The following is a 26,110-nucleotide window of genomic DNA, read 5'->3' as shown; positions in this document are numbered from 1 at the left end:
GACAGAGATGGCAGTTGATCTTTCGCGCTTGCCGGAGGAAGTACCCGTTCCAGAGGCCAGGCCATCACTCCTCGTCTGGTCGATGATCTTCATCGTGCTGGTGCTGTCTGGCTCCGCCTCCGCGCTGTGGCTCTGGCCCAGACAAGCTACGTCGCCCACAGCGTGGTTCTGGATCTCGGTCGTCTTGCTGCCGCTGTGTCTGGCCGGTGCCCTGGTACTGCGACACTTCGCCCGCATCGAAGGCCAGAAGAACCAGGCGCTGGCGATGAACACGGCGGTCAGGGCATTCCGCAACGCAGTATTCAAGGTGGCCAGCACGCCGTTGGCGGTGCTGTCTTCCGCATACATCGTGGACGTGGATGAAGCTGACAATGCGTTGGACGTCATCAGGCAACCTGCCGTGAAACGCACGCGCCAGGCCCGGCATTCGCGCGAGCGGATACAGGCTCGCGTACTGGACCCCTTGGCGGCGGCGTTGACTGTGGATGACAGGGCGCGCCAGAAGGCCACCCTGTCATGGGTACTCAAGTCACTGCTGGCGTCGGTTGCCGACAAGCTGGAGACGATCCCGCCGAGCATTCCGGTAACGATCCACCTCGATATTCAGTCGGTACTCGATCAGTCGGACCTCCAGGAGGTTTGGCGGCAGCTTCCCTCATCGGTACGTTCGCCCAGACTAGTGGGCGATCCCGTGTTCGCGCCGACCGGCGGGTTGTGGCTGGTCGACGCGTGGCTCGACCGTGCCGCGCCTGACGTGCGGGATGTCGTCAGCATGCTCGTCAGCGTCTGCCTGAGCGAGGTCCGCGAAGCAGACCCGCAGCCTGGTAGTTGCGAGGCAGCCTCGATACTTCTGGCGTGCCCGGAGGATCTCGCGTTGCGGCTGGGGCTCTCCATTGACGGGTGGCTCCATCGTCCGCAGCAATGCAACGGCATGTCGATGGAGCAGGCGTTGGGCTATGCGCTGAAATGGGGCCGGGTCGACGCCCAGGCGATAGGCGGCGTCATCGGCGCTGGCCTGCAACAGGAGACCGCCTCGCAGCTGCGTATCGGCATGCATAAGGCGGGACGCTCGGAGCGCAACGCGGCTTCCGCGGATGTTGTGCTCGACACGATGGTCGGCGATGCCGGGCTTGCCGCGCCATGGCTCGCTGCCACCTTGGCGTTGGCGGAGGCAAAGCAGTCGGGAAGGCCGTGCATCGTTGCCACGCAGGATGAGCAACGCACCTTGCTGGCGGTCTTGGTGCCCTTTGCACATGAACAGCAGGAAGGTAGGTGAAATGTTCAAGTTTCGTGTCGACGTAATTTCGTATGTGCTGGTGGCAGTCGTCATGGGCACCGTCATCTGGTACAAGGGCGATACCCTTGGGCTGGAATCGGAAACCCAGCGAGCCGCTGCAATCAGCGTACTGTGCGGCTTGCTGCTGCTGGTTGCGCTCTATTTCGGCTTCGAGAGCCGGCGTGACGAGGCCCAGGCGGCGCAGCGCCTGGCCAGGCTGCTTCGCCAGAATGCCGATCAGCTCGACGGCACTACGCAGTCGCTGATCCTTGGCAAAAAAGACACACGTCGCAATGCGCAAGAGGTTGCCGACCTGGAAGCGCTGTGCCGACGACTGAAGGACGAGGAGGGCTGGCGGTGGCGGTATCGCCGGCCCTGGCTGCTGCTGACAGGGGACGATGCGGCGCTGGATCGGCTCCTTCCCGGCTTCGGGCATGGCAGCTGGTTGCTGACGCCCGACGCGGTGTTGCTGTCCCACAGGCCGGTCGAGGAAGGCACCGTGGACGCGCCATGGCTGAAGCGGTTGTGTCAATGCAGGCGACGACGTCCTGTTGACGCGGTTGTCATCGTGACAGACGGCAATCTGGCAGTACCCGAACCCCGGCGGAGTTCGCCTGCGTGGCGACACGTAGCGTCGCGTATCGCAGCCGTGCTTCGTTGGTCGGCACCGACCTTCGTGCTTGAGGTTGCCATGACCGCCCGGCGTTCAGGAGAAGACACTGCTACGCCCATCGTGGCTTGTGAATGCGGTGAGGAAACGGGTGCGGGAGACCTGTCTCGAATGTTGCTGGCGGTTCGGGACCAACTTGCGTCGCGCAGCCTCTCGCAAAGGATGGGTAGCCAACCTCGAAGCTATCTGGCGCGCCTGTCGCAACGGCTCGATCATCGCGCGGACGCCCTTGCGGCATGGCTGTCGCAGAACGCGGCTCAACGGCGTCGGGCCGTCCACGGCATAGTGTTTGCGCCATATCCCCCTGGTCCGGCGACCTCCACCACGGAAGTCGAGACAGATTCGTTTCTCTGGCAATACCTCACCGAAGCAGCACGCCGCCACCCCGGTCGCCGGACGGTCTGGCATCCGCTGACGATTGGCGCCGGCGTGACCACGGCAGCCGTGGTGCTCTGGACCACCGCCATGCTCCTCTCCGCCGTCCAGAACCACCACGACCTCCGCACCGCCCGCCAGGCAGTGCAAACCCTCGACATCGCGAAAGCTAACCCCGAAACCCGCCTCCAGGCCCTCGACACCCTCCAGCAACACATCCAGCGCTACGAACACCGCCTGCAGAACTCGGCCCCTCTGTTCACCCGTTTCGGCATGAACCGCGACGCCGAGGCGCTGGCCGCGCTCTGGAAGCCTTATGCGGCCGCCAGCCATGCCGTGCTGGTCACGCCCGTGGTGCAGGACATGGAGGCGACGCTGGTCGATCTGGCGCAGTTGCAGGTCCAGGGCCTGACCGACGAGACCAGCCGCTGGGCGCTCGATGGCCGGGACACCCTGAAGGCCTACCTGATGCTGGCCCACCCCGAGAGGGTCGAGCCCGACTTCCTTGCCCAGCAGCTTGCCCGGCACTGGTCCACCGAAGCCCGGATCACGCCGGGCCGGAAGCAGGATCTGGCCGAGCGCTTGGCCCGGTTCTATGCCGATCACCTGCGGGCCCATCCCGACTGGCGGGTCACGCCGCGCGCGGAACTGGTGGCTGGGGCGCGCCAGACGTTGCTGGCGGTAATCGGCGAGCGCAACGCGGTGGATACGATCTATCAGACGATTCTCGAAGGGGCCGGGCGCAAGTATCCCGACCTGACCCTGGCCGCGCTCGCCGCGGGCACCGACACCCGGGGCCTCGTGCGCGCCACCGGCGCCGTGCCGGGTGTGTTCACGCGGCAGGGCTACGAGGGCTACGTCGAGGCGGCGATCGAGAAAGCCACCCGCAGCCAGGACGTCGCCCATGACTGGGTGCTGACCGACGGCCAGCCGGAGGCCGCGCCATCGTCGACGCAACCGTCAACTTCGGCCGATGCCTTGCGCGACGCCCTCGCGCAGCGCTACTTCGCCGATTATGCCGAGCATTGGCAGCAGTTCATGAACGGGTTGCAGTGGGAGCCGGCCACCACGCTGCCGGGCGTGGTCGACCAGCTCAAGCTGCTGGCCGACGCGCGCCAGTCGCCGGTGATCGCGCTGATGAAGTCGCTCGCCTACCAGGGCGGCGCCGGGGCGCGCAAGGATTCGCTATCGGACACGCTGGTCGCCAAGGCCCAGGGCATCCTGGGCCGCAAGGACGAAGCGCCGGAAACCGTCCGCCCTGACCCCGCCGGCCCGCTCGGCGCGGCCTTCGGGCCGGTGCTGCGGCTCGCCGGGCAGCCGTCTACCGGCAACACCGGCGGCAGCGAACTGAGCCTGCAGCGCTATCTGGATCGCGTCACGGCGGTGCGCTTGCGCCTGCAGCAGATGACCCAGAGCGCCGACGCCAACGCGCTGGCGCGCCAGATGGCGCAGTCGCTGTTCCAGGGCAAAGGGTCCGATCTGGCCGACACGCAGGCGTACGCGCGGCTCATGGCGGCCAGTCTGGGCGCCGAATGGGCCGGCATGGGCGAGGCGCTGTTCGTGCGCCCGGTCGTGCAGGCCGAGCAGTCGGTGCTGCAGCCCGCGCAGGCCAGCCTGAACGAGGCGTGGCGCCGATCGATCGCGCTGCCGTGGCAACGCGCGTTTGCCGGCCGCTATCCGTTCGCGGCGACCGCCAACGACGCGTCGCTGCCCGAGATGGCCCGCTACATCCGGCCGCAAAGTGGCCTGATCAACACGTTTCTGCTGGCCGAACTGGCCGGCGTGCTGGCGCTGCAGGGCGACCAGTGGGTGCCGGTAGGCAGCGGCACGGGGCTGACGTTCGACCCGGCGTTCCTGAAGTCGATCAACACGCTGCAGCGCATCGGCGCCCATCTGCTGGTGCAGGGCGAACCGAGGTACCAGTTCGAACTGCGCCCGATCCCGACGCCGGGCCTGACCGACACCCGGCTGACCCTGGACCGCCAGACGCTGCATTACTACAACCAGCGCGAGACGTGGCAGGCGATGTCGTGGCCGGCGGCCAACCTGCAGGAGCCGCGCACGCTGCTGCAATGGCAGACCGAGCGGGCCGGCACGAACAAGACGCTGGAGATCGAGGGCGTCTGGGCGTGGGTGCGGATGCTGGAACAGGCACGCGTGACGCCGATCGACAGCGCCACGGTGCAGCTGACCTTCCATGCGCGTCCCGACACCGGCGACTCCAGCCCGGGCATGGCAAAGCCCAGCCCGGAGCCCCCCGACAGCGCCGCCAGCCTGCTCCCGCGCGCCGAGCGAGTCGCCGCACCGGCCACGCTCGTCCATCCGATCCACTACCAGATGCGCACGGCCGTCGGCCGGGGCCCGCTGGAAGCGCTGGAACTGCGCGATTTGCGCCTGCCGGAGCGGATCTTTGTGGATCGGGCGGCGGTGCCAGCGCGACCTTTGAACTCAGGTAGCCGCACCTTGCGGCCACGGCCAAACGGCTTCCACCGTTCCAGGGAAGGGGGTCACGACTCCGACGTCGTCAGCGCCTTCTCCAGTTCGTCGAACACCCGCGCCGTGGCGCCCTTGGCCGCCAGCGAGAACAGCAGCAGCGAATGGGCGGTGACCTGGTAGACGTCGCCGGACTGGAACACCGGCAGTTCGTCGCGCACGGCCATGTTGGTGTCGATCAGGCAGGTCCATTCGTCCTCGCCGGGGATGTCCGGCAGTGCGAAGTTCACCGGCTCGTGGTGTGCGTTGACCACCAGCAGCACCGTGGCGTCCGACGCCGGCTTGCGGATGCCCGACGTGCGCGCGCGGCCGTCCAGCACCAGCCCGAAGCAGCGCATGTTGCCGTCGCCCCATTGCTCGGGCGTCAGGTCGTCGCCGGTCGGCGACAGCCAGCGCACGTCGGCCACCTGCGTGGCCTCGTCCAGGTCGCCTGAGAGGAAGCGGCTGCGGCGCAGCACGGGCAGCTTGCGGCGCAGCGTGATCAGGTTCTGCACGAACGCGGTCAGCGCCTGGCCGTCCTCGGTGCGGTCCCAGTCGACCCAGCTTATCTCGTTGTCCTGGCAGTAGGCGTTGTTGTTGCCCTGCTGGGTGCGGCCGAATTCGTCGCCCGCGCACAGCATGGGCGTGCCCTGCGACAGCAGCAGCGTGGCCAGCAGGTTGCGCTTCTGGCGCTCGCGCAGCGCGATGATGTCGGGGTTGTCGGTCGGCCCCTCGGCGCCGCAGTTCCAGGCGTTGTTGTCCGAGCTGCCGTCGCGGTTTTCCTCGCCGTTGGCGTCGTTGTGCTTGTCGTTGTACGAGACCAGGTCGTGCAACGTAAAGCCGTCGTGCGCGGTGACGAAGTTGACGCTGGCCCACGGGCGCCGGCCACGATGGTCGAACAGGTCCGCCGACGCGGTGAGCCGCCGCGCCAGTTCCGGCGCCATGCCCTCGTCGCCCTTCCAGAACCGGCGCGCGGTGTCGCGGAACTTGTCGTTCCACTCGCCCCAGCCCGGCGGGAAGTTGCCCACCTGGTAGCCGCCGGGGCCGCAGTCCCATGGCTCGGCAATCAGCTTCACGCTGGACAGGATCGGGTCCTGCCGGCATGCCTTCAGGAAGCCGCTCTCGTAGTCGAATCCCTGCGGCTCGCGCGCCAGGATGGTCGCCAGGTCGAAGCGGAAGCCGTCGATCTGCATCTCGGTGACCCAGTAGCGCAGGCTGTCGGTCACCATCTGCAGCACGCGCGGGTGCGACAGGTTCACGGTGTTGCCCGTGCCCGTGTCGTTGATGTAGTAGCGCTTCTGGTCGGGCAGCAGGCGGTAGTACGACGCATTGTCGATGCCCCGGAACGACAGCGTCGGCCCGCGCTCGCTACCCTCGGCGGTGTGGTTGTAGACCACGTCCATGATCACTTCCAGCCCCGCCTGGTGAAAGCGGTCGATGGTCTGCTTGATCTCCTGCACGTTGCCGGCCTTGCCGGACAGGAAGCGCTGGTCCGGCGCAAAGAAGCCGATCGTGTTGTAGCCCCAGTAGTTGGTCAGGCCCTTGTCCAGCAGGTGGCTGTCGTTGACAAAGGCGTGCACCGGCAGCAGTTCCACGGTGGTCACGCCCAGGCTCTTCAGATAGTCGGTCACCGGCTGCTGGCCCAGCCCGGCAAACGTGCCCTGCAGCGGCTTGGGCACCAGCGGGTGCCGCTTGGTGTAGCCGCGCACATGTGCCTCGTAGACCACGCTCTGGTCCCACGGCACGCGGCTGGCCAGCGGGTGCTCCCAGCTGAACGCCTGATCCACCACCACGCACTTGGGCATGAAGGCCGCGCTGTCGCGGGTGTCGAAGCTCAAGTCTTCCTCGGGCGCGCCAATCGTGTAGCCGAACACGGCGTGGTCCCACTTCAGGTCGCCCACGTACGCCTTGGCGTACGGGTCCAGCAGCAGCTTGTTCGGGTTGAAGCGGTGCCCCTCCTCGGGCGCATAGGGGCCGTGGACCCGGTAGCCGTAGACGGTGCCCGGCGCCAGCCCCTCGATCCGGACGTGCCAGATCTCGTCGGTGAATTCGGGCATGTCGATCCGGTCGATCTGCTCGCGGCCGTCGGCGTCGAACAGGCATAGTTCGACGCGCGTGGCGTGAGCCGAAAACAGGGCGAAGTTGACGCCGCTGCCGTCCCAGGTGGCTCCCAGGGGAAAGGGGTGGCCCTCGCTGATGCGCGATTGCTGCATGGTGGTTCTCTCCGCTTGACTGTGCGTGTTGCCGGAAGGCGTGCCTTCGGAAGAGCCCTCCCAAGCAGGAGCCATGCCGGTTCGCGCCCCGCGCCAGCGCAAGCGGATTGCAAGAATTGCGCGCGCCATCGTGCACACCCGGCCGTCCCGACGCCTTTTTTTCAACCGGGCGGGCCTGCGCGGCGGCGCCGGCCGCTACACCACCAGATGCAGGCCGATGCCCGTCATGGCGCCCACCGCGTTGACCACGGCCGCCGTGCCGCCATGGTGGATCATGTGGCCGGCGCCGGGGGTGAGCACCAGCACGCTGTGCGGGATGTCGCGGTGCAGCCGCTCGCTCTGCCGGGCGGGGTCGACGACGTGGTCTTCCTCGCCGGCCAGCACCGTGACCGGCATGGTCAGGTGCGGGTACAGGCGGTGCAGCGTCTCCACGGCCGGCACCAGGAACGTGGCGTCCTCCGATGCGGCGCGGATCTGGCTGGGCCGCAGGATCAGCTCGCGCGGCACCACGTCCAGGTAGTCGTCGGGCACCGGCCAGGGCGCGAACATCGTGCGCACGGCGCGCCTCAGCAGCGCCCGCCACGCCAGCGGCAGCGCGGTATGGCCCAGCACGTCGCCCACGCCGGGCACCGCGCCGGGCAGGTTGAGCCAGACGTCGGGCCGGGCCGTGGGGTAGTAGTAGCCGGACATCAGCACCAGCCCCGCCACGTCGGCCGGGGCGCGCAGCCCCATCGCCACCGCCACCAGCGTGCCCCACGAATGGCCGACGATGACCGGATGCTCCACGCCCAGCCAGCCCAGCGCCTTCCACAGCAGCGCGGCCTGCGCCTGCGGCGTCCAGCGCCGCAGGCGGGGCCGCTGGCTGTAGCCAAAGCCGGGCCGGTCGATGGCGATCACGCGATGGCGGCGCGCCAGTGCGTCCACCAGCCCGCTGGCGATGAAGTCTTCCAGCTGCACGCCGTTGCCGTGCAGCAGCACCACGGCCGGCCCCTGGCCGCGTTCCAGATAGTGCAGGCAGACGCCGTCCACTTCCAGGAAGCGGCCGACGGGAAAGTGCTCGCGCTCGGCCTGGCGCGCGCGATGGCGCACCCAGAGCGCGGTGGCGGCGCCGGCCGCGACCACCGTGGCAAGGCTTGCCAGCAGGCCGCGGTGGCCGGTCGACGAAGGCGGGGAGTGGTTGGAATCTGACATGGCGGCAATGGCTGCGAAGGCTGCGATGGCGGCAAGATGAACGTGGGATTCCGGTTTGTCTCGCAATCGATATGCCAGCGGGCCGGCAACGGCCGGCGCCGCGCTGGCCGCCCGGCCCGATGGCGTGGCGTGCAATCCATGGACGCACGCGGTGCAGTAACTACAGCGGCTGGCGCCCCCCGGTGGCGGTGCGGCCGGGGGCGCCCGGTGTGGTGCGGATTTTGCTGCGCACCGGCTTGTCGCCACCCGCCACCCATCATGACCCAGACGCTTCCCGCCGCGCTGATGCGCATCCTTGAGGACCGCTTCGGCGTCACGCGCCTGCGGCCGGGCCAGGCGGACGTCCTGCGCAGCGTGCTCGACGGCCGCGACACCATCGCCGTGATGCCCACCGGCAGCGGCAAGTCGCTCTGCTTCCAGCTACCGGCGCTGGTCAGCGACGGGCTCACCGTGGTGGTGTCGCCGCTCATTGCGCTGATGCAGGACCAGGCCACCAAGCTCGGCAACCTGGAACTGGCGCCGGCCGTGCTCAACAGCGCCGTGGGCGACGCCGCGCTGGCGGATCTGGCCCGCCGCCGCGAGCGCATCCTGCTGACCACGCCCGAGCAGCTCGAAGACCCCGAGGTGGTCGATACGCTGCGCCGCAACCGCGTGGCGCTGTTCGTGGTCGACGAGGCGCACTGCATCTCCCAGTGGGGCCACGACTTCCGCCCCGCCTACCTGGGCCTGCGCGACGCCGCCAAGGCGCTGTCGCGCCCGCCGCTGCTGGCGCTGACCGCCACGGCCACCGACGCGGTCATCCAGGACATCGTGCAGGAACTGGGCATGCGCCAGCCGCGCATCGTGCGGGCGCCGTTGTACCGGCCGAACCTGTACTATGCCGTGGAGCATGTGTCGGGCGATGCCGGGCGGCTGGACGCCGTGCGCCGGCTGGTGGGCCGCGAAGCCGGGCAGGACGGGGCCGGCATCGTCTACACGGCCACCGTGGCCATGGCCGAGCAGTTGCACGGGCTGCTGCGCGAAGCGGGCGTCGAGGCCGCGCTCTATCACGGCCGGCGCACCGCCGCCCAGCGGCGCGCGGCGCAGGACGCGTTCATGGCCGGCCAGGCCGCCGTGATGGTGGCGACCAATGCCTTCGGCATGGGGATCGACAAGCCCGACGTGCGCTTTATCGTGCACGCGCAGTCGCCGGGCAGCCTGGACGCCTACTACCAGGAATCGGGCCGCGCCGGCCGCGATGGAGCGCCGGCGCGCTGCACGCTGGTGTTCGACGAGCGCGACCGGCGCATCCACCAGTTCTTCCTGGCCGGCCGCTACCCGGCGGCCACGGACCTGCACCGCATGGCCCTGGCCGTGCAGGACGCGCCGCTGGCGCTGCCGGCGCTGGCCACGGCGCTGCCCGATATCGGCGTGCGGCGGCTGCAGGTTGGCATGCGGATGCTGCGCGACTTCGGCATCGTGGCGCGCGACCGCGCCGGCCGCTTCGCGCTGCGCGACCCGGCCGCGGCCGGCGTCGACGTGATTGCCGCCCGCTACGCAGCGCGCAGCCGCGAGGACCACGCCACGCTGCAGGCGATGCTGGACTACGCCCGCAGCGGCGGCTGCCGCTGGGCCACGCTGCTGGCCTACTACAGCGAGGCGTTCGCGCAGGCGCGTTGCGGCACCTGCGATAGCTGCCGCCGCATGGACGAACTGGCACAGCCGGCCGCCGCCGCGCCGCCGACGCCCGAAAAACGTCCCGCATCCACGCCGGTGGCCGGCCCCGCCTTTGCCACCGGCGACGCGGTGCGCGCCCGGCGCTTCGGCGCGGGCGTCGTCAATGCCGTCTCGGACGAATGGGTCGAGGTGCGTTTTCCGGACGACAGCGTGCGGCGCTTTCTGCCGCATTTCCTGCGGGCGGTGGCGGCGGAACGCCGGCGCGCCGCGTGATCCCCCGGCCGTGGGGTGCCGGCGCCGGCCGGTGACCCGGCGCGGGCAATTGTGCAAGAATGTCGCCGGTCAAGATCGCATCGGCAACGGAAGTGGGCGTTTTCAAATTTTTCCGCAAGCGCAAGCCGGTACCGGCCGTCCCGCCGAGGACGCCGCCGGGCGCCGCGCCTGCGCTCTACGTCCAGGACACCACCAGCTCCTACGAACGCGTCTTCAACCGCGTGATGGCGACGGTGGTGGGCATCTCCGAGGAGGAGGCGTCCGAGATCCTGGCGATGGTCAACCGCAGCGGCTCCGACGGCCTGAACATGGCCGGCTACTTCGAGCAGGTGTACGCGGCGTACTTCCGTGGCCGCGACTGGACCTGGACCGAGTACGACCAGTGGGCGCGCATCTTTGCCGAAATGGGCGCGTATCCGTCGCACTGGACCGATATCGACCAGCCCGCCAAGCCCCGCACCCGCACCGAGGAACTGCTCGCGCAGCGCGTGGGCGACATTCGCGCGTTCCTGGACGGCCGGGGCGTCGAGTATCCGCCGCACGCCGCCAAGGCGCAGCTCGTGGCGCTGGCCGAGGTCACGCCGGGGCTGGAGGATTCCACCCTCTGGCAGGCCGTGCTGGCCACGCGCCGGCAGGACGCGCAGGCCGCCGCCGAACGGCGTCCGCGCCTGCTCTACGACCTGCTGATCCGCACCATCGCCTACCGCGCCAAGAGCGAGCGCGACGCCGAGCGCGCCAAGGCGGCCGGCGTCAAGCGCTTCGACCTGATGCTGACCATCGAGGCCGACCGTCCCTTCGTGGAAGTGGCGCGCAAGAAAAGCCCGTCGGCCGTGCCGCCTTTCTTTCCCAACGATTTCACTCTGCTGCGCCCGATCATCGAGAACGGCGAGCCGGGCGGCCGCTAGGCTGCGCCGGCGCGCCTACAGCACGCCGCGCGCCCGCAGCGCCGCCACGTCCTGCTCGCCCAGCCCCAGGCACTCGCGCAGTACTTCGTCGGTGTGCTGGCCCAGCGCGGGGGGCGCGTGGCGCAGCGTGGGCGGCGTGTCCGACAGGCGCAGCGGGCTGGCCGTGCTGCAGATCCGGTTGATGGGGTCGGACGCCGGCTGCGCCCCGTCGGCGTAACGGTACTGCTCCACCCGCAGGCCCCGGTGCCGCACCTGTTCGTCCGCGAACGCCTGGCCGATGTCGTTGATCGGCCCGCACGGCACCGACGCCGCCTCCAGCAGGGCAATCCAGTCATGCGTGGGCTTGCTGCGCGTCACCGCGTTCATCATCGGGATCAGCGTCGCGCGATGCGTGACGCGGGCGCTGTTGGTGGCGTAGCGCGCGTCGCGCGCCCAGTCCACATCGGCCACCTCGCAGAAGCGCGCGAACTGCCCGTCGTTGCCGATCGCCAGCAGCATCTTGCCGTCCTGCGTCGGAAAGTCCTGGTACGGCACGACGCTGGGATGCACGTTGCCCTGCCGCGCGGGCACCACGCCCGCGTTCAGGTAGCCGGCGCCCTGGTTGGCCAGCACGGCCATGGCCACGTCCAGCAGCGCGATGTCGATGCGCTGGCCGCGCCCCGTGTGGTGCCGCGCTTCCAGCGCGCCCAGGATGGCCGTGGTGGCGTACATGCCCGTGAACACGTCGATCACGGCCACGCCCACGCGCAGCGGCCCTTCGCCGGGCTCGCCGTCGGGCTGGCCCGTGATGCTCATCAGCCCGCTCATCGCCTGCACCAGCAGGTCGTAGCCGGGCCGCGCCGCATAGGGCCCGGTCTGGCCGAAGCCCGTGATCGAGCAGTAGATCAGGCGCGGATTCAGCGCGGCCAGCGTGTCGTAGTCCAGCCCGTAGCGCTTCAGCCCGCCGGTCTTGTAGTTCTCGATCACCACGTCGCTGCGCGCCGCCAGCTCGCGCACCAGCCGCTGGCCGTCGGGCGTGGCGATGTCCACGGTCACCGATCGCTTGTTGCGGTTGCACGCGGCAAAGTAGCTGGCCTGGCGCGTGGGGCCGTCCTCGCCGTGCAGGTACGGCGGGCCCCAGTGGCGCGTGTCGTCGCCCGCGCCGGGCTTCTCGATCTTGATCACGTCGGCGCCCAGGTCGGCCAGGTTCTGGGTACACCAGGGGCCGGCCAGCACGCGCGACAGGTCCAGCACGCGCAGGTGGCTCAGCGCGCCGGTGCGCGCGGACGGCGGCGGCAGGCCGGGCGAGGCGGCGGCCGACGTCATGCCGGCGCCTGGTCGACCGGCGCGAACACCGGCACCGGCGCGCCGCCGTCGGTCTCGGCAAACCGCACCCTGACGCGCTGGCCGATGCGTACCGTGTCCAGATCGGTATCGACGATGTGGGTCATCATCGTGATGCCCTCGTCCAGCTTCACGTAGGCGATGCAGAACGGATGCGGGCCGGCGCGGCGCGTGATGCTGAACGAGTAGATCTCGCCCAGGCCGCTGGCGGTCTTCCAGTCGGTATCGCCCAGGCAGAACGGGCACAGCGCGCGCGGGTACCAGTGGGGCTTGCCGCACGCCTTGCAGTGGCGCACCAGCAGCTTGCCGTCGCGGGCGGCCTGCCAGAACGCGGCGTTGTCGGGCAACTCGTCCGGGGACTTGTGGACGGTGGGAACGTAGGGAGTGGTCATGGTAGGCGTCCGGGCTATTCGCGTTCGAGGATCAGGGTGGCGGAGCCGTGGCGCGAGCCCATGTAGCCGCCCGTGCCCTGTGCCAGCGCCAGCTGGCAGTTCCTGACCTGCACGGCGGGATGGGCCTCGCCGCGCAGCTGGCGCACGGCCTCGATCACCTTGGTGATGCCGCCGCGGTTGGCCGGATGGTTGTTGCACAGGCCGCCGCCGTCGGTGTTGACCGGCATCCGGCCCACGCCGGCGATCAGGTTGCCGTCCATCACGAACCGGCCGCCTTCGCCCTTGCGGCAGAACCCCAGGTCTTCCAGCTGCATCAGCACGGTGATCGTGAAGCTGTCGTAGATCGACGCGTACTGGATGTCCGACGGCTTGACGCGGGCTTCCTCGAACGCCGCCGCGCCCGACACGCGCGCGGCGGACCACGACAGGTCCACCTCGCCGCCCAGCAGCCCCTTTACGTGCTCGCCGGCGCCCAGCACCTTGATGCGCGGGCGGTTCAGCTTCGCGGCGATTTCCGGGCGGGCCACGACCAGCGCGCCGCCGCCGTCAGACACCACGCAGCAGTCCAGCCGGTGCAGCGGGTCGGAGATCATCGGCGAATTCAGCACGTCCTCGACGGTCACCAGTTCGCGCAGCATCGCGTTGGGGTTGTGCTGCGCGTGGTGCGACGCGGCCACCTTGATCCACGCGAGCTGTTCCGGCGTGGTGCCGAACTCGTGCATGTGGCGCTGCGCCACCATCGCGTAGAGATTGACGGTCACCGGGCTGTACGGTGCCTCGAACGGCTGGTCGGGCAGGTTGGCGCCCCAGTTGCGCGCCTGCGTGCCGCTGGAGCCCTCGGAGCGCGGCCGGCCGGCCAGCGTGATCAGTGCCACGTCGCACTTGCCGGCGGCGATGGCCTGCGCGGCGTGCGACACGTGCGCGATATACGACGAGCCGCCCATCTCGCTGGAGTCGACGTGGCGCACGTTCAGGCCCAGGTAGTCGACCATGTTGACCATGCCAAGCCCGGGCGCGTCGCCGGCGCAGAAGTAGCCGTCGACGTCGGCCAGCGTCAGGCCGGCGTCCTGCAGCGCGCCGCGCGCGGCCTCGGCGTGAAGCTGGGGCACGGTCTTGTCCGGTGCCTTGCGGGTCGGGTGCTCGTAGGCCCCGACTATGTATGCCTTGCCGTGGATTGTCATGCGTGGGTCTTCCTCCAATGTCCTGGCTGCCGTGCCGCGTATGCAAGCCGATCTGGCCGATTCTAGGGGCCGGCGCCCCGCGGTGGTTCGAGAATGCCGAATCCGGCCTTCCGGATCGCAAAATGCCGCCCGGCGCCCCGCTGGCGCGCTTCCAGGCCGGCAAAGCCGCCCCTTGTGATTTACGAATGGCGGCGTGCGGGCTTTCGGCTCATGCTGCGCGGACTTCTTCATCGCATTCGTAAAGGACGGCAGGCGTGACCACGCGGATCCATCAACTGCTCGACCACTGGCTGGCCCAGGCGCCCGGCCAGCCGTTCATCCACCTGCCGGACGGCCGCACGCTGGACTTTGCCGCGCTCGGCGCGCTGACCGCCACCGCCGAGGCCGAACTGCGCACGCTCGACGTGCGGCCCGGCGACCGCGTGATGGTGGTGGCCGAGAACTGCCCCGAGCACGCCGCGCTGATCCTGGCGTGCAGCCGCGTGGGCGCGTGGTCCTGCGGCGTCAACGCGCGGATGGCGCCGGCCGAGATCGACGCCTTCGCCGTCAAGGCCGATGCCCGCGTGATCTATTTCACGGCGGCGGCGTCGCGCGCTGCGGCTGGCCATGCCAGCCGCTTCGGCGCGGTGGCATCGGCGCTGCCGGGCATGCAGCGCGGCCCGGTGCGTGCCGGGGCCACGCCCGAGCCGCAGCCGCTGCGCGACGCGGTGGCCGCGCTGATCTTCACGTCCGGCACCACGGGCGCGCCCAAGGGCGTGATGCTGACCCACGACGCGCTGATCCACTTCGCCCGCGTCACGCGCGACGCCCGCGCGCTGGGGCCCGCCGACCGCAGCTATGCGTTCGTGCCGATGACGCACATCTTCGGCCTGGGCACGGTGCTGCTCAGTTCGTTGCTGGCCGGCGCGCAGCTTGTGATGCGTCCGCAGTTCGACCCGGCGGACCTGCTCGACGCGCTGGCCCAGCACGGCGTATCGCAGCTCCAGGGTCCGCCCACGCTGTTCTCGCGGCTGCTGGCGTACCTGCAGGAGCAGGGCATCGACCAGCCGGTGGCGCCGGCGCTGCGCTACCTCTACACGGGCGCCGGGCCGCTGGACCTGTCGCTGAAGCGCCGCGTGGAGGCGATGTTCGGTCTGGCGCTGCACCACGGCTACGGGCTGTCCGAGTACGCCGGATCGGTCCACGTGACGCGGCTGGGCGAGCAGCGGCCCGATACCAGCGCCGGCTATGCGGTGGCCGAGGCCGAGGTGCAGGTCACCGACAGCGTGACGGGCCAGCCGCTGCCGCTGGGCACGCGCGGCGAACTATGGCTGCGCGGGCGGGGGCTGATGCCCGGCTACTTCCGCGATGCGGCCGCCACGGCGGCGGTCATGCGCGAAGGGGGCTGGTACGCCAGCGGCGACCTGGGCGAGATGCACGCCGACGGCGCGCTGTTCGTGGTCGGCCGGCTCAAGGAAATGATCATCCGCTCGGGCTTCAACGTCTATCCGGCCGAGGTGGAGACGGCGCTGAACGCGCATCCGAGCATCCAGCGCAGCGCCGTGGTTGGCTGCCCGGAGCGGGACGGCAACGAGGAAATCGTCGCGTTCGTCGAGCTGCGCCCGGGCGCCGGGCTGGACACCGCCGCGCTGCACGGCCACCTGCGCGAGCGGCTGGCGCCTTACAAGCGGCCCGCGCGCATCGTGGCGCTGCCCGAACTGCCCACCAATAACAACGGCAAGATCCTCAAGCGCGTGCTGCAGGAGCAGGCCGGCTCGATGTTGACCCAAGGAGACCCCGCATGACCCGCTCTTTCCAAGCGCCTTCCGCCCTGCGCCGGCGGCTGATGGCGGCCGGCCTGTTCGGCGCCGTGGCGCACCCGTTCGCGGCGCTGGCGGCCGATGCCTGGCCCGCCAAGCCGGTGCGCCTGATCGTGCCGTTTCCGCCAGGCGGCCCGGTGGACAGCACCGCGCGCATCGCCAGCCAGAAGCTCGGCGAGATCTGGAAGCAGCCGATGGTCATCGACAACCGCGCCGGCGCCGGCGGCACGATCGGCGCCGCCATCGCGGCGAAGGAGGCACCGGACGGCTACACGCTGTTCCTGGGATCGATCCACCATGCGGTGAACCCGTCGCTGATGGGCAAGCTGCCATACGACATCGAGAAGGACTTCGCCCCGGTCAGCTTTGCGGCGATGTTTCCGGTGTTCGTGGTGGCCCACCCGTCGGTGCCGGCCAGCAACATCAAGGAACTGGTCGCGTACGCGAAGGCGGGGCACACGCTGGCCTACGGGTCGTCGGGCAACGGCGGCGGCACGCACCTGGCGGGCGAGCTGTTCAATATCGAGGCTGGCACCAAGCTGCAGCACGTGCCGTACAAGGGCAGCGGCCCGGCCATGAACGACCTGCTGGGCGGCCAGGTGCAACTGATGTTCAGCGATGCGCCGACCGCGCTGCAGCACATCAAGTCGGGCCGCATCAAGGTACTGGGCGTGGCCAGCCGCCAGCGCTCGGGCATGCTGCCCGACGTGCCCACCGTGGCCGAGTCGGGCCTGCCCGGCTACGAGGCGTATTCCTGGGCCGCGCTGTTCGCGCCAGCCCAGACGCCCAAGGCCGTGCTGGACAAGATCAACGCCGACTTCAACGTCGCCATGAAGGACCCCGCCGTCAAGCAGCGCCTGCTGCAGGCCGGCGCCGAGGCCGACGCGGGCACCCAGGCCCAGATGCGCGATCGGCTGCATGCCGAGATCGCCAAATGGCGCAAGGTGATTCAGACCGCGGGGATCACGGCGGGGTGAGGTTTGGGCGGCGTCGCAGGTTGGACGGCTGGCCCTCTCCCCCGACCCCTCTCCCGCACGGCGGGAGAGGGGAGCAGACTGGCGGGGTTTGAGCCATCAGCAGCAGGCATGCCCGCGCGCTATGCGCTGCCTTTTCACGGCGTGGGAGAGGGAGCCAACCGGCGGGGTTTGAGCCGTCAGCAGCAGGCACGCCCGCCGCTATGCGCTCCCCTCTCCCACGCGTGGGAGAGGGGTTGGGGGAGAGGGCGTCGAGGCTCTGCTTGCCGCCCAGTCCCAATTAGAGCCCCAGCCCAGCCAGCAAGGACCACTACCCGCCTTCCGCCGCCGGCCACCGGAACAGCGGCGGCTCCTTTTCCTTGAAGCGCCTGACTGCCTCGTGGTGGTAGTCGGTGGTGAACGCAATGCCTTGCCCGAGCGATTCCAGTTCCAGCATGCCGCGCACGTCGTTGCCCAGGGACTGGTGCAGCGCGCGCTTGGTCAGGGCGAAGGCCACCGGCGAGGCGGCGGCCATGGCGCGGGCGAGCTGGTCTGCGCGGGCGTGCAGCCGCTCCGCGGGAACGATCTCTAAGACGGCGCCGATCTGGCGCGCTTCCTCGGCGCCGATCTCTCGCGCGCTGAAGACGAGGTCGCGCGCGCGGGCCATGCCGACCACGCGCGGCAGCGTGTACAGCGCGCCGCAGTCGGGCACCAGGCCTACCTTCATGAATGGCATGCAGAACCGCGCGCGCGGCGTGGCGACGATGAAGTCGGCCAGCAGCGCCAGGCTGAAGCCGGCGCCGTAGGCCACGCCGTCCACCGCGGCCACCACGGGGCGGTCCAGGTCGGCGAGCAGGGCGATCCAGCCGTGCAGGTCGTCCATGCGGTTGCGGCCGGCGTCGGCGGCGGTCACGTTCATCGCGCGGATGTCGCCGCCGGCGCAGAAGTCGGTGCCGGCGCCGCGCAGCACCACGGCGCGCACGTCGCGGTTGGCGCGGATGTTCTGCACGGCCTCGCGCAGCGCATCGCGGATCGGGCCGTTCAGCGCGTTCTTCTGCTGCGGGCGGTTCAGCGTCAGCGTGGCCACGCCGTCCGCGACGTCCACCAGCAGCGTGTGTTCCTCGGTCATGCCTTGTCTCCGGGCGCGTTCGATGGCACAGCTTGAACGATGCGTGGCGGCGCGGCTATTCCGATGTTCGGAATCCGGCATTCGCCTGCCGCGAAGTCCCCCCGTAGTTGCGAGCATGGCGAAGGGGTCGCGGTTCGGGGGATAATCGCCGACCACCCCGGGAGACAACGTCATGCGCTTCGATCTGGTCGATCTGAACCTCTTCACGCATATCGCGGAAGCCAGCAGCCTGACCCGCGGTGCAGAACGTTGCCACCTGTCGCTGCCGGCGGCCAGCACGCGCATCAAGAACCTGGAAGAGCAGGTGGGCGTGAAGCTGCTGAGCCGCAGCAGCCAGGGCGTGAAGGTCACGCCGGCCGGCGAGACGCTGCTGGCCCACGCGCGCCGCGTGCTGCGCCAGATCGAGCAGTTGAGCGGCGACCTGCAGGAGTACGCGTCGGGCATCAAGGGCCACGTGCGCGTGTTCGCCAACACCACGGCCATGAGCGAATTCCTGCCCGGCGTGCTGCGCACGTACCTGGTCAACCATCCCGATGTGACCGTCGACATCCGCGAACGGCTGAGCCCCGACATCGTGCGGGCCGTGCAGGAAGGCATGGTCGATATCGGCATCGCGGCCAGCGGCGTGAACATGGAAGGGCTGGAGGTGATGCCTTACCGGCGCGACCGCCTGGTGCTGGCCACGGCGCTGAGCCACGCGCTGGCGCAGCGCAAGCGCGTGCGGTTCGTGGAGACGCTGGACTACGACTTCATCGGCCTGCCCGAGGAAAGCGCGATCCACAACTTCCTGAAGCGCGCCGCCGCCGATCTGCAGCGCACGCTGCACTGGCGCATCCAGGTCAGCAACTTCGAGACGGCCGCCCGCATGATCGAGGCCAACGTCGGCATTGGCGTGCTGCCGGAAAGCACGGCGCGCCGCCATGCGCAGACCATGGCGCTCAACATCGTGCAGATCGAGGACGACTGGGCCGAGCGCAAGCTGCAGATCTGCGTGGCGGACCTGGACGCGCTGCCGGTTTTCGCGCGCAAGCTGGTGGACCTGCTGGTGGCGGATGGCACCGGCGAGCCGGCCTGAGTTGGCGCGCGCCCGGCTGCGCTAGGCCAGCTCCGCCAGCATGCCGCGCAACTGGTGCTTGTGCAGCTTGCCGCTGGCGGTGGTGGGGATGGTCGGCACGCGCACGATGCGCGCCGGGCGCTTGTACGGCGACAGTCGCTCGGCCAGGTAGGCGTGCAGCGCCGCCGCGTCGAACGTCTCGCCGTCGCGCAGTTCCACGAACGCCACCACTTCCTCGTTGCCGTCGGCGGCCGGGCGGCCCACCACGGCCGACAGCCGCACCGACGGGTGCCCGTTGATGACCGATTCGACCTCGATTGGATAGACGCTGAAGCCCGAGCGGATGATCAGGTCGCGCGTGCGGCCGACGATGTACAGCGCGCCGTCGGGGCCAAGCCGGCCGATGTCGCCGGTGTTGAGCCAGCCGTCCGGGCGCAGCGCCTCGGCCGTCTGCGCCGGCGCGCGGTAGTAGCCGCGCATCACGCCCGGCCCCTTGACCCACAGCTCGCCGGGGGTGCCGGCCGGGACGGGCTCGCCATCCGGGCCGACGATGCGCAGCGCCGCGCCCTCGACAATCTCGCCTGCCGAGCAGTCGCTGCGCGGGCGATCCATCCGCGTGATGAACAGCGAGCCCGCGTACTCGGTCATGCCGTAGCCATGGTGCAGCGGCTGGCCGAACAGGGTCTCGACGTTGCGCTTGAGCGTGGGCTCCAGCGGCCCGCCGCCCGTGTACAGGTAGCGCAGCCGCCGCGTGGGCAGCGTGGCAATGCCCTGCTTGTGCAGGTGCGCCAGGATGCGACTGAACATGGCCGGCACGCCCTGCAGGATTGAGATGGCCTCGCGCTGCAGCGCGGCGCAGGCGTCGTTGACGTTGAAGCGCGCCACCAGGTACAGGCTGCCACCGCCCTGGAACGTGGCCAGCAGCAGCGTGGCCAGCCCGAAGATATGGGACATCGGCATCACCGCGTAGGCGCAGTCGCCGGGGCCGATGCCGCGCGTGTCGGCCGTGACGCGCGCGTAGTGCAGCAGGCCGCGGTGGGTGACCATCACGCCCTTTGGCTGGCCGGTGGTGCCGGACGTGTAGATCAGCGCGGCCACGTCGCGCGCCAGGTCGGCCGGCTCGCGGGCGCTGCTGGTATCGACATCGGCGGCCATCAGCGGCCCGAGCCCGGCCGGGGCGATCTCGCGTGCGCGGTAGCGCAGGCCGTGCCGCAGCGCGTCGGGCGAGGCCGCGTGGGTGAACAGCATCAGGCGCGGCGTGCAGTGGGCGCGGATTTCCTCGATCTCGCGCGCCGTGAGCCGCGCGTTCGTCACCACGGGCCAGGCGCCGATTTCCGACAGGGCAAAGACCAGCGTGATCACGGCCAGACAGTTCTCGCCAATGACCATCACGCGGTCGCCGGTGTCCACGCCCTGCGCGGCCAGATAGTCGCGCGCCAGCCCCACGGCGTGCCAGAGCTGCGCGAACGTAACGGTCCGCTCGCCTTCCAGCACGGCCACGTTGGCCGGGGCCTGGGCGGCCCAGTGGCGGGCGATGTCGCTGATGCGGGTGGCGCTGGCTCGGTCCTGCGGCATCTCGCTCAAGTCCTTTTCGAAGGGGGATTCGGGGTCGTCCGGGCCGGAGACCTTCCGGCATGTCGCAGTGTAGGGGCGGCCTTGCCGGCCCCGCAATTCGTGATCGGGAAAGCGGCGCTTCGGCCCGGCGGAAGCCCCGCGCGCCGCGCTATTCCACCTCGATGCCGGCGGTCTTCACCACGTTGCCCCACAGCGCCAGTTCGCGCTTGATGCGGTCCTGCAGCGGCGCCGGGCCGGTGATGTTCAGGTCGTAGCCCACCTCGGTCATGCGTGTGCGGAACGCGGGGTCCTGTCCCACGGCCTGCTGGGCCTTGACCAGCCGGTCCACCACGTCGGCCGGCATGCCCGGCGGGCCGACCAGGCCGTACCAGCCGGTCAGGTCGTACTGCTTGAGCCCCGATTCCACCAGCGTCGGCACGGTCGGCAGCGCGGCGTTGCGCGTCTTCGACGTGACCGCCAGCGCGCGCACCTTGCCGCCCTGGATGTGGCCGATGGCGGTGCCGGTGATGTCGAACATGAACGTGACCTTGCCGCTCATCACGTCGGCCATGGCCGGCGCGTTGCCCTTGTACGGCACGTGCAGCATCTTCACGCCGGTCATCTGCGCCAGCAATTCGGCCGACAGGTGGTTCGACGCGCCCACGCCGGCCGACCCGTAGCTGACCTCGCCCGGATGCTTGCGCGCGTAGGCCACCAGTTCGTCGACGTTCTTGGCCGGAAAGTCCTTGTTCAGCAGCAGGACGTTGGTGTAGTCGGTGATCAGCCCCACGTAGCTGAAGTCCTGCGCGGGCTTGAAGCTGACCGATTTCTGGATCAGCGGGGTCATCGTCATGGTGGGACTGGCCACGAAGTAGAGCGTGTAGCCGTCGGGCTTCGCGCTGGTGGTCATGCCGGCGGCAATGGCGCCGCTGGCCCCGGCGCGGTTGTCCACGACCACCGGCTGCTTGAGCACCCGGCCCATGTAGTCGGCGTAGATGCGCGCGGCCGTGTCCACCGGGCCGCCCGGCGCGTAGCCGACCAGCAGCCGCACGGGGCGCGCGGGATAGGTGTCGGCCAGCGCCGTCCCTTGGGCCAGCGCCAGTACCGCGCCGGCCAGCATGATTCGCAGCATCGTCTCCTCCTTTTTCAGGATTGTGGGAGCAGACTGTGCGGCAGCGCCGCCCCCCAGGCAATTTGCATTTCAAGAAGGCGGCCTTCGAGGATGCGATAACAGCGGGGCGGCCGATTGTTGATTCCGGCTCAATGGTGATTCGTCGATACGCGGCTTAATCCGCAACGGCCGATCCGGCACACTGCGGTCATCCGCGGCGAGATGCCGCTTTCCCATCACAGGAGTTGACCCATGAGCATCCCATCCTTCGGCGTCGGCACGTTCCGTCTGACCGGCCAGGCGGCCGTGGACTCGGTGCGCCAGGCACTGGAACTTGGCTATCGCGCCGTCGATACGGCCCAGATCTACGGCAACGAGGCCGACGTGGGCCAGGCGCTGGCCGAAAGCGGCGTGGCGCGCGGCGATCTGTTCGTGACCACCAAGATCTGGACGGCCAACTACGCGGCCGACAAGCTCGTGCCCAGCCTGCGCGAGAGCCTGGACAAGCTGCGGACCGACTACGTCGACCTGACGCTGATCCACTGGCCGGCGCCCGGCAACGGCGTGCCGCTGCCCGAGTTCATGGCTGCGCTGGCGGACGCCAAGGCGCAGGGGCTGACGCGCCAGATCGGCGTGTCCAACTTCAATATCGACCTGACGCGCCAGGCCATCGACGTGGTGGGCACCGGGCAGATCGCCACCAACCAGATCGAACTGAGCCCGTACCTGCAGAACCGCAAGCTGGCGGCGTTCCTGCAGGAGCAGGGTATTGCCGTGACGTCGTACATGACGCTGGCCTATGGCAAGGTGCTGAAGGACCCCGTGCTGGCGCGCATTGCCGACAAACACCGCGCCACGGTGGCGCAGGTGGCGCTGGCCTGGGCGCTGCAGCTTGGCTACGCGGTGATCCCGTCGTCCACGCGGCGCGAGAACCTGGCCAGCAACCTGCTGGCGCGCGACCTGAAGCTGGACGATGCCGACTTGGCCGCCATCGCCGCGCTGGAGCGCAATGGCCGCGAAGTGAGCCCGGACGGCCTGGCGCCGCAGTGGGACTGAAAGGGCGATTGTTGATCCCGCTTCAAAGGTATTTCGTCGATTCAAGGCTTAATCCGCAAGAGCGCAGCGGGCACACTGTGACCATTCCGAATGGTTAACAGGAGTTTCCGATGCGTACTTCCCCGATCGACACCGCCGCGCCGCTGTTCCAGCCCCACCAGCTTGGCAGCCTGACGCTGCCCAACCGGATCGTCATGCCGCCGATGACGCGCTCGCGCGCCAGCCAGCCCGGCGACGTGGCCAACGACCTGATGGCCGCGTACTACGCCCAGCGCGCCAGCGCCGGGCTGATCGTGGCCGAGGGCACGTGGATTGCCCCGCTGGGCAAGGGCTATGCGTGGACGCCGGGCATTCATACGCCTGAGCAGGTGGCCGGCTGGCGCAAGGTCACGTCGGCCGTGCACGCGGCGGGCGGGCGCATCTTCGCGCAGCTCTGGCACGTGGGCCGGCTGAGCCACACCAGCCTGCTGGGCGGGCAGTCGCCGGTGTCGTCGTCGGCCATCCAGGCCACTGGCGTGAACGTCTTTGCCGCCGGCCAGGACGGCACGCCGGGCTTCGTGCAGGCGTCGGCGCCGCGCGCGCTGGCCGTGGACGAGATCCAGGCGATCGTCGACCAGTTCCGCCAGGCGGCCCGCCATGCCATGGATGCCGGCTTTGACGGCGTGGAGTTGCACGCGGCCAACGGCTACCTGGTCAACCAGTTCATCGATTCCGGCGCCAACCACCGCACGGACGCCTATGGCGGCTCGCTGGAAAACCGGCTGCGTTTTCTGGGTGAAGTGGCGCAGGCGCTGATCGAGGGCACCGGCGACCGGACGCGCGTCGGCATCCGGCTGGCCCCGCTGACCACGCTCAATGGCTGCGTCGATGCCGATCCCGAGACCACCTACACGGCGGCCGCCCGGTTGCTGGGCGAGCTTGGCGTGGGCTACCTGCACATTGCCGAAGCCGACTGGGAAGATGCGCCGCACATGCCGCTGGCGTTCAAGCAGCGCCTGCGCGAGGTATTCCCCGGCACGCTGATCTACGCCGGCAAGTACACGGCCGAGCGGGCCGACGCGGCGCTGCGCGAAGGTTGGGCGGACCTGATCGCGTTCGGCCGGCCGTTCGTGGCCAACCCGGACCTGCCCGAGCGGCTGCGGACCGGCGCGCCGCTGGCCCTGCACGACCGCGACACGCTGTTCGGCGGCGGCGCCCGTGGCCTGACCGACTATCCTGCGCTGGACGCCAAGGCCGCCTGACGGCCGGGGGAAGGAGAGAGCCGGCCGCCTGCGCGCCGGCTTTTTTCCGGTTATCTCGCTTTGCAGCTTTTGCACGCCAGGCGCCGCTTTCCGGCCAATTTGTGACGAATAAGAGTCGTGTCGGCGGCCTGCAGGCTGGAACTCATGGCCGTTTTACGAGTCCATGTTGCGTTCGGTTACAATGCTGTCCCGCAGCAATGCATATCCGGCATTGTTCGCAATTGTCTGCAATCGCGCCCCCATCTTGTTACGTTTCGTCCTCTTCCTGCTGACTGCCCTGTGCCTGTCCGCGCTGTCGTTCACGGCAGCGGCGAACGTGCGCGCGGACGCGCAGGTCGATGCCGCGATCGAGGCGGCGGCCGGCATGACGACCGAGACGCCCGATTACGCGATGCTGGCCACCGGCGACGACCTGTCGCAGCTCGTGCTGCCGGGCGACCCCGACTACGGCGCCGACGACGAGGCCGATGACGGCCCGCCGCCGGGCTACTGCAACATCTGGTCCGCCGATCTGCTCGACCCGCTCGACCTGTTCGACGCGGTGGACGAAACCAGCGCGCTGTTCGTACTGCCCACCTTCAAGCCTGGCCTGTCCGTGGACGACCTGTTCCTGGCGCCCACGGCCCGCACCACGTTTGAATCCGAAGGGCTGTTCCGCCCGCCCAACCTGCGCGCCTGATTCTCCAGGCCCCCGCCCGGCGTTCCTGCCGGGTGGCGCGCTTTCCTTGCCCTTGCGCCCCCGATCTGTCCGCGAACCGCGTGTGTCGCGGCGTGCCCTGCCTGTCAATGCACCCGGTGTCCTGAACTGACGCCCGGCCCGCATGGCGGCACGGTGCGGCGTGGGTTGCCGGGCAGCCGTACCGTTAGAACCTTTCCGACATGAAGACCAAGAAAACGTTGACCTGGGTCGCGTCGCTGTCGCTATTGGCGGCGCCGGTCTGGGCCGCCCAGCCGGTGCCGGCCGGCGCCGCTGCGTCGAAGTCCCAGCCGGACGCCGCCCCGGCGTCGTCCATGCGGCCGTCCACGCAGCTCCTGGCCGCCAAGGCCATGCCGCGTGCCACCACGCCCGCGGCCGAAACCTTCGAATTGTCCCAACTGCTGGAACTCGCCCAATCGACCAACAAGGGCGTGGAAGCGGCGCAGGCGAACGTGGATGCCGCCACCGCGGCCATCACCACGTCGCGCGCGTATCCGAACCCGCAGGTGGAAGTGATGTACGGGCGCCTGTCCGGCAAGCAGCCGGGCGTGGCCAGCGGCAACGCGCCGTCGTATGCCGTGGTCCAGAAATTCGACTATCCCAACCAGCGCAGCCTGCGCGAGCGCATGGCGGGCCGCGGGCTGGAGGCGACCGAGGCGCAGCGGCTGAGCTTTCGTGCCGAACTGGCCGCACGCGTGAAGACGTCGTACTACCAGGTGCTGCGCCGCGAGACCGAACTGGCCGCCGCGCGCGAGGACCTGAACCTGATGCGCCAGATCCAGGAACGCGCCAAGGTGCGCGTGGACGTGGGCGAGGCGCCGCGCTACGAACTGATCAAGGCCGATACCGAACTGCTGGCCGCGCAGAAGACGCTGCAGACCGCCGAGCTGCGCGTGGAGCAGGCCAAGGCATCGCTGCGCCAGCAGGTGGGCGGCGCCATGCCGATGCGCTATGGGCTGCACGGCAGCCTGGCCAACACGCCCGACATCCCCACGCTGGCCGTGTTGCGCGACACCATGCAGGCCAACAACGCCGAGCTGATCCAGCGCCGCAGCGAACTGGAACGCGCGCGGCTGGGCGTGGATTACCAGCGCTCGCTGCGGCTGCCCGAGGTGGCGCTGCGGGCCAGCACCGACCGCCAGCCGGACAACAACGTCTCGCAGATTGGCCTGGTGATGACGATTCCGCTCTGGGACCGCCGCAGCGGCCCCGTGGGCGAGGCCACGGCGCAGGCCACGCAGGCGCGCACCGCGCTGGAAGCGCGCGAGTTCGAACTGACCCAGGAGCTGGACACCGCGTTCCAGCAGTACGAGATCACGCAGGCCCAGGTCACGGCGCTCGAATCGGGCATCGTGCGCGAGGCCGAGTCGGCGCTGGGCGTGGCGGAAGCCGCCTACCGCTTTGGCGAGCGCGGCATCCTGGACTACCTGGACGCGCAGCGCGTGCTGCGCAATGCGCGCACCGAGCTGATCAACGCGCAGTACGAGATGCAGATCGCCGCCATCCAGATTGAAAAGCTCATGTCGGCCACGCCCGGTGCCCCCACCGGCCCCGCGCCCTCCATGCCTGTATCCCCGAATCTGAACTGA

Annotated in this window: 19 protein-coding genes; 11 read left to right on the top strand and 8 right to left on the bottom strand. The window is 69.7% G+C overall.

The annotated features are described in order from the left end of the window. Positions 1 to 7: 7 nt before the first annotated feature. Together QTN24_RS11190 and QTN24_RS11185 are read left to right on the top strand one after the other, a co-directional pair. The gene (locus QTN24_RS11190; protein WP_313837070.1) at positions 8 to 1,276 is read left to right on the top strand and encodes a hypothetical protein; all 1,269 of its coding nucleotides are present in this window, start codon (positions 8 to 10) and stop codon (positions 1,274 to 1,276) included. Between the two features lies 1 nt (position 1,277). Next, positions 1,278 to 4,937 (top strand): ImcF-related family protein, encoded by a 3,660-nt coding sequence (locus tag QTN24_RS11185; protein WP_313837069.1) that lies wholly within the window; start codon positions 1,278 to 1,280, stop codon positions 4,935 to 4,937. Here the strand turns inward: QTN24_RS11185 and glgX are convergent. Both glgX and QTN24_RS11175 read right to left on the bottom strand, forming a co-directional pair. Continuing rightward, positions 4,829 to 7,006, bottom strand: a complete 2,178-nt coding sequence (gene glgX, locus QTN24_RS11180) for a glycogen debranching protein GlgX (RefSeq protein WP_313837067.1) — start codon at positions 7,004 to 7,006, stop codon at positions 4,829 to 4,831. The genes QTN24_RS11185 and glgX overlap by 109 nt on opposite strands. Positions 7,007 to 7,201: 195 nt before the next feature. Beyond that, positions 7,202 to 8,197 (bottom strand): alpha/beta fold hydrolase, encoded by a 996-nt coding sequence (locus tag QTN24_RS11175; RefSeq protein WP_124685374.1) that lies wholly within the window; start codon positions 8,195 to 8,197, stop codon positions 7,202 to 7,204. A 258-nt stretch (positions 8,198 to 8,455) separates the two neighbouring features. Between QTN24_RS11175 and QTN24_RS11170 the strand changes: the two genes are divergently transcribed. Continuing rightward, positions 8,456 to 10,126, top strand: coding sequence for a RecQ family ATP-dependent DNA helicase (locus tag QTN24_RS11170; protein WP_313837065.1), 1,671 nt, complete (start codon positions 8,456 to 8,458; stop codon positions 10,124 to 10,126). Between the two features lie 92 nt (positions 10,127 to 10,218). Then, positions 10,219 to 11,031: a hypothetical protein gene (locus tag QTN24_RS11165; RefSeq protein WP_124685372.1), complete on the top strand. Its 813-nt coding sequence runs from the start codon at positions 10,219 to 10,221 to the stop codon at positions 11,029 to 11,031. A gap of 15 nt (positions 11,032 to 11,046) precedes the next feature. Here QTN24_RS11165 and QTN24_RS11160 read toward each other — a convergent pair whose 3' ends face one another. From QTN24_RS11160 to QTN24_RS11150, 3 genes are read right to left on the bottom strand one after another with little or no spacing between them, the layout of a single operon-like run. Then, positions 11,047 to 12,336: a CaiB/BaiF CoA-transferase family protein gene (locus tag QTN24_RS11160; RefSeq protein ID WP_313837064.1), complete on the bottom strand. Its 1,290-nt coding sequence runs from the start codon at positions 12,334 to 12,336 to the stop codon at positions 11,047 to 11,049. Next, positions 12,333 to 12,746, bottom strand: a complete 414-nt coding sequence (locus tag QTN24_RS11155; RefSeq protein ID WP_313837062.1) for an OB-fold domain-containing protein — start codon at positions 12,744 to 12,746, stop codon at positions 12,333 to 12,335. Before QTN24_RS11155 ends, QTN24_RS11160 begins: the two co-directional genes overlap by 4 nt. Positions 12,747 to 12,760: 14 nt before the next feature. Next, on the bottom strand, positions 12,761 to 13,927 hold the full coding sequence (locus tag QTN24_RS11150) for a thiolase domain-containing protein (RefSeq protein WP_124685369.1): 1,167 nt from the start codon (positions 13,925 to 13,927) through the stop codon (positions 12,761 to 12,763). A 254-nt stretch (positions 13,928 to 14,181) separates the two neighbouring features. Here QTN24_RS11150 and QTN24_RS11145 point away from each other — a divergent pair, with 254 nt between their 5' ends. Then, complete coding sequence (locus QTN24_RS11145; protein ID WP_313837060.1) at positions 14,182 to 15,711, top strand: class I adenylate-forming enzyme family protein; 1,530 nt, start codon at positions 14,182 to 14,184, stop codon at positions 15,709 to 15,711. Beyond that, complete coding sequence (locus tag QTN24_RS11140) at positions 15,708 to 16,703, top strand: tripartite tricarboxylate transporter substrate binding protein (protein WP_313837059.1); 996 nt, start codon at positions 15,708 to 15,710, stop codon at positions 16,701 to 16,703. The genes QTN24_RS11145 and QTN24_RS11140 overlap by 4 nt, the downstream gene beginning before the upstream one ends. Positions 16,704 to 17,010: 307 nt before the next feature. Here QTN24_RS11140 and QTN24_RS11135 read toward each other — a convergent pair whose 3' ends face one another. Further along, positions 17,011 to 17,808: an enoyl-CoA hydratase/isomerase family protein gene (locus QTN24_RS11135; protein WP_313837058.1), complete on the bottom strand. Its 798-nt coding sequence runs from the start codon at positions 17,806 to 17,808 to the stop codon at positions 17,011 to 17,013. Between the two features lie 172 nt (positions 17,809 to 17,980). Here QTN24_RS11135 and QTN24_RS11130 point away from each other — a divergent pair, with 172 nt between their 5' ends. Continuing rightward, positions 17,981 to 18,883, top strand: a complete 903-nt coding sequence (locus QTN24_RS11130; protein ID WP_124685365.1) for a LysR substrate-binding domain-containing protein — start codon at positions 17,981 to 17,983, stop codon at positions 18,881 to 18,883. 21 nt (positions 18,884 to 18,904) lie between these two features. On the opposite strand, the gene QTN24_RS11125 is transcribed toward QTN24_RS11130, so the two are convergent. After that, complete coding sequence (locus QTN24_RS11125) at positions 18,905 to 20,437, bottom strand: class I adenylate-forming enzyme family protein (RefSeq protein ID WP_313837057.1); 1,533 nt, start codon at positions 20,435 to 20,437, stop codon at positions 18,905 to 18,907. Positions 20,438 to 20,585: 148 nt separating this feature from the next. After that, positions 20,586 to 21,548, bottom strand: coding sequence for a tripartite tricarboxylate transporter substrate binding protein (locus QTN24_RS11120; protein WP_313837056.1), 963 nt, complete (start codon positions 21,546 to 21,548; stop codon positions 20,586 to 20,588). A gap of 231 nt (positions 21,549 to 21,779) precedes the next feature. Between QTN24_RS11120 and dkgB the strand changes: the two genes are divergently transcribed. The 4 genes from dkgB to QTN24_RS11100 all read left to right on the top strand — a co-directional run bounded on the left by dkgB (position 21,780) and on the right by QTN24_RS11100 (position 26,110). Then, a complete protein-coding gene (gene dkgB / locus QTN24_RS11115) occupies positions 21,780 to 22,583 on the top strand; it encodes a 2,5-didehydrogluconate reductase DkgB (protein WP_313837055.1) in 804 nt (267 codons plus the stop codon). A 110-nt stretch (positions 22,584 to 22,693) separates the two neighbouring features. After that, positions 22,694 to 23,824, top strand: coding sequence for an alkene reductase (locus QTN24_RS11110; RefSeq protein WP_313837053.1), 1,131 nt, complete (start codon positions 22,694 to 22,696; stop codon positions 23,822 to 23,824). A gap of 244 nt (positions 23,825 to 24,068) precedes the next feature. Then, positions 24,069 to 24,503 (top strand): auxiliary protein of the heavy metal cation-transporting efflux system HmyCBA, encoded by a 435-nt coding sequence (locus QTN24_RS11105; RefSeq protein ID WP_313837051.1) that lies wholly within the window; start codon positions 24,069 to 24,071, stop codon positions 24,501 to 24,503. Between the two features lie 200 nt (positions 24,504 to 24,703). Then, a complete protein-coding gene (locus QTN24_RS11100) occupies positions 24,704 to 26,110 on the top strand; it encodes a TolC family protein (RefSeq protein WP_124685359.1) in 1,407 nt (468 codons plus the stop codon).

The organism is Cupriavidus sp. SZY C1 (assembly GCF_032190535.1).
GTDB classification, from domain to species: Bacteria; Pseudomonadota; Gammaproteobacteria; order Burkholderiales; family Burkholderiaceae; genus Cupriavidus; species Cupriavidus pauculus_C.
The sequence above is the reverse complement of the archived record's forward strand: the minus strand, read 5'-3'. Positions and strand labels throughout refer to the sequence as shown.

What these genes read in the sequence shown, in the direction of transcription:
- QTN24_RS11190 (WP_313837070.1), top strand. Translation starts at nt 8, where the DNA reads ATGGCAGTTGATCTTTCGCGCTTGCCGGAGGAAGTACCCGTTCCAGAG.
- QTN24_RS11185 (WP_313837069.1), top strand. Translation starts at nt 1,278, where the DNA reads ATGTTCAAGTTTCGTGTCGACGTAATTTCGTATGTGCTGGTGGCAGTC.
- glgX (WP_313837067.1), bottom strand. Translation starts at nt 7,006, where the DNA reads ATGCAGCAATCGCGCATCAGCGAGGGCCACCCCTTTCCCCTGGGAGCC.
- QTN24_RS11175 (WP_124685374.1), bottom strand. Translation starts at nt 8,197, where the DNA reads ATGTCAGATTCCAACCACTCCCCGCCTTCGTCGACCGGCCACCGCGGC.
- QTN24_RS11170 (WP_313837065.1), top strand. Translation starts at nt 8,456, where the DNA reads ATGACCCAGACGCTTCCCGCCGCGCTGATGCGCATCCTTGAGGACCGC.
- QTN24_RS11160 (WP_313837064.1), bottom strand. Translation starts at nt 12,336, where the DNA reads ATGACGTCGGCCGCCGCCTCGCCCGGCCTGCCGCCGCCGTCCGCGCGC.
- QTN24_RS11155 (WP_313837062.1), bottom strand. Translation starts at nt 12,746, where the DNA reads ATGACCACTCCCTACGTTCCCACCGTCCACAAGTCCCCGGACGAGTTG.
- QTN24_RS11150 (WP_124685369.1), bottom strand. Translation starts at nt 13,927, where the DNA reads ATGACAATCCACGGCAAGGCATACATAGTCGGGGCCTACGAGCACCCG.
- QTN24_RS11140 (WP_313837059.1), top strand. Translation starts at nt 15,708, where the DNA reads ATGACCCGCTCTTTCCAAGCGCCTTCCGCCCTGCGCCGGCGGCTGATG.
- QTN24_RS11135 (WP_313837058.1), bottom strand. Translation starts at nt 17,808, where the DNA reads ATGACCGAGGAACACACGCTGCTGGTGGACGTCGCGGACGGCGTGGCC.
- QTN24_RS11130 (WP_124685365.1), top strand. Translation starts at nt 17,981, where the DNA reads ATGCGCTTCGATCTGGTCGATCTGAACCTCTTCACGCATATCGCGGAA.
- QTN24_RS11125 (WP_313837057.1), bottom strand. Translation starts at nt 20,437, where the DNA reads ATGCCGCAGGACCGAGCCAGCGCCACCCGCATCAGCGACATCGCCCGC.
- QTN24_RS11120 (WP_313837056.1), bottom strand. Translation starts at nt 21,548, where the DNA reads ATGCTGCGAATCATGCTGGCCGGCGCGGTACTGGCGCTGGCCCAAGGG.
- dkgB (WP_313837055.1), top strand. Translation starts at nt 21,780, where the DNA reads ATGAGCATCCCATCCTTCGGCGTCGGCACGTTCCGTCTGACCGGCCAG.
- QTN24_RS11110 (WP_313837053.1), top strand. Translation starts at nt 22,694, where the DNA reads ATGCGTACTTCCCCGATCGACACCGCCGCGCCGCTGTTCCAGCCCCAC.
- QTN24_RS11100 (WP_124685359.1), top strand. Translation starts at nt 24,704, where the DNA reads ATGAAGACCAAGAAAACGTTGACCTGGGTCGCGTCGCTGTCGCTATTG.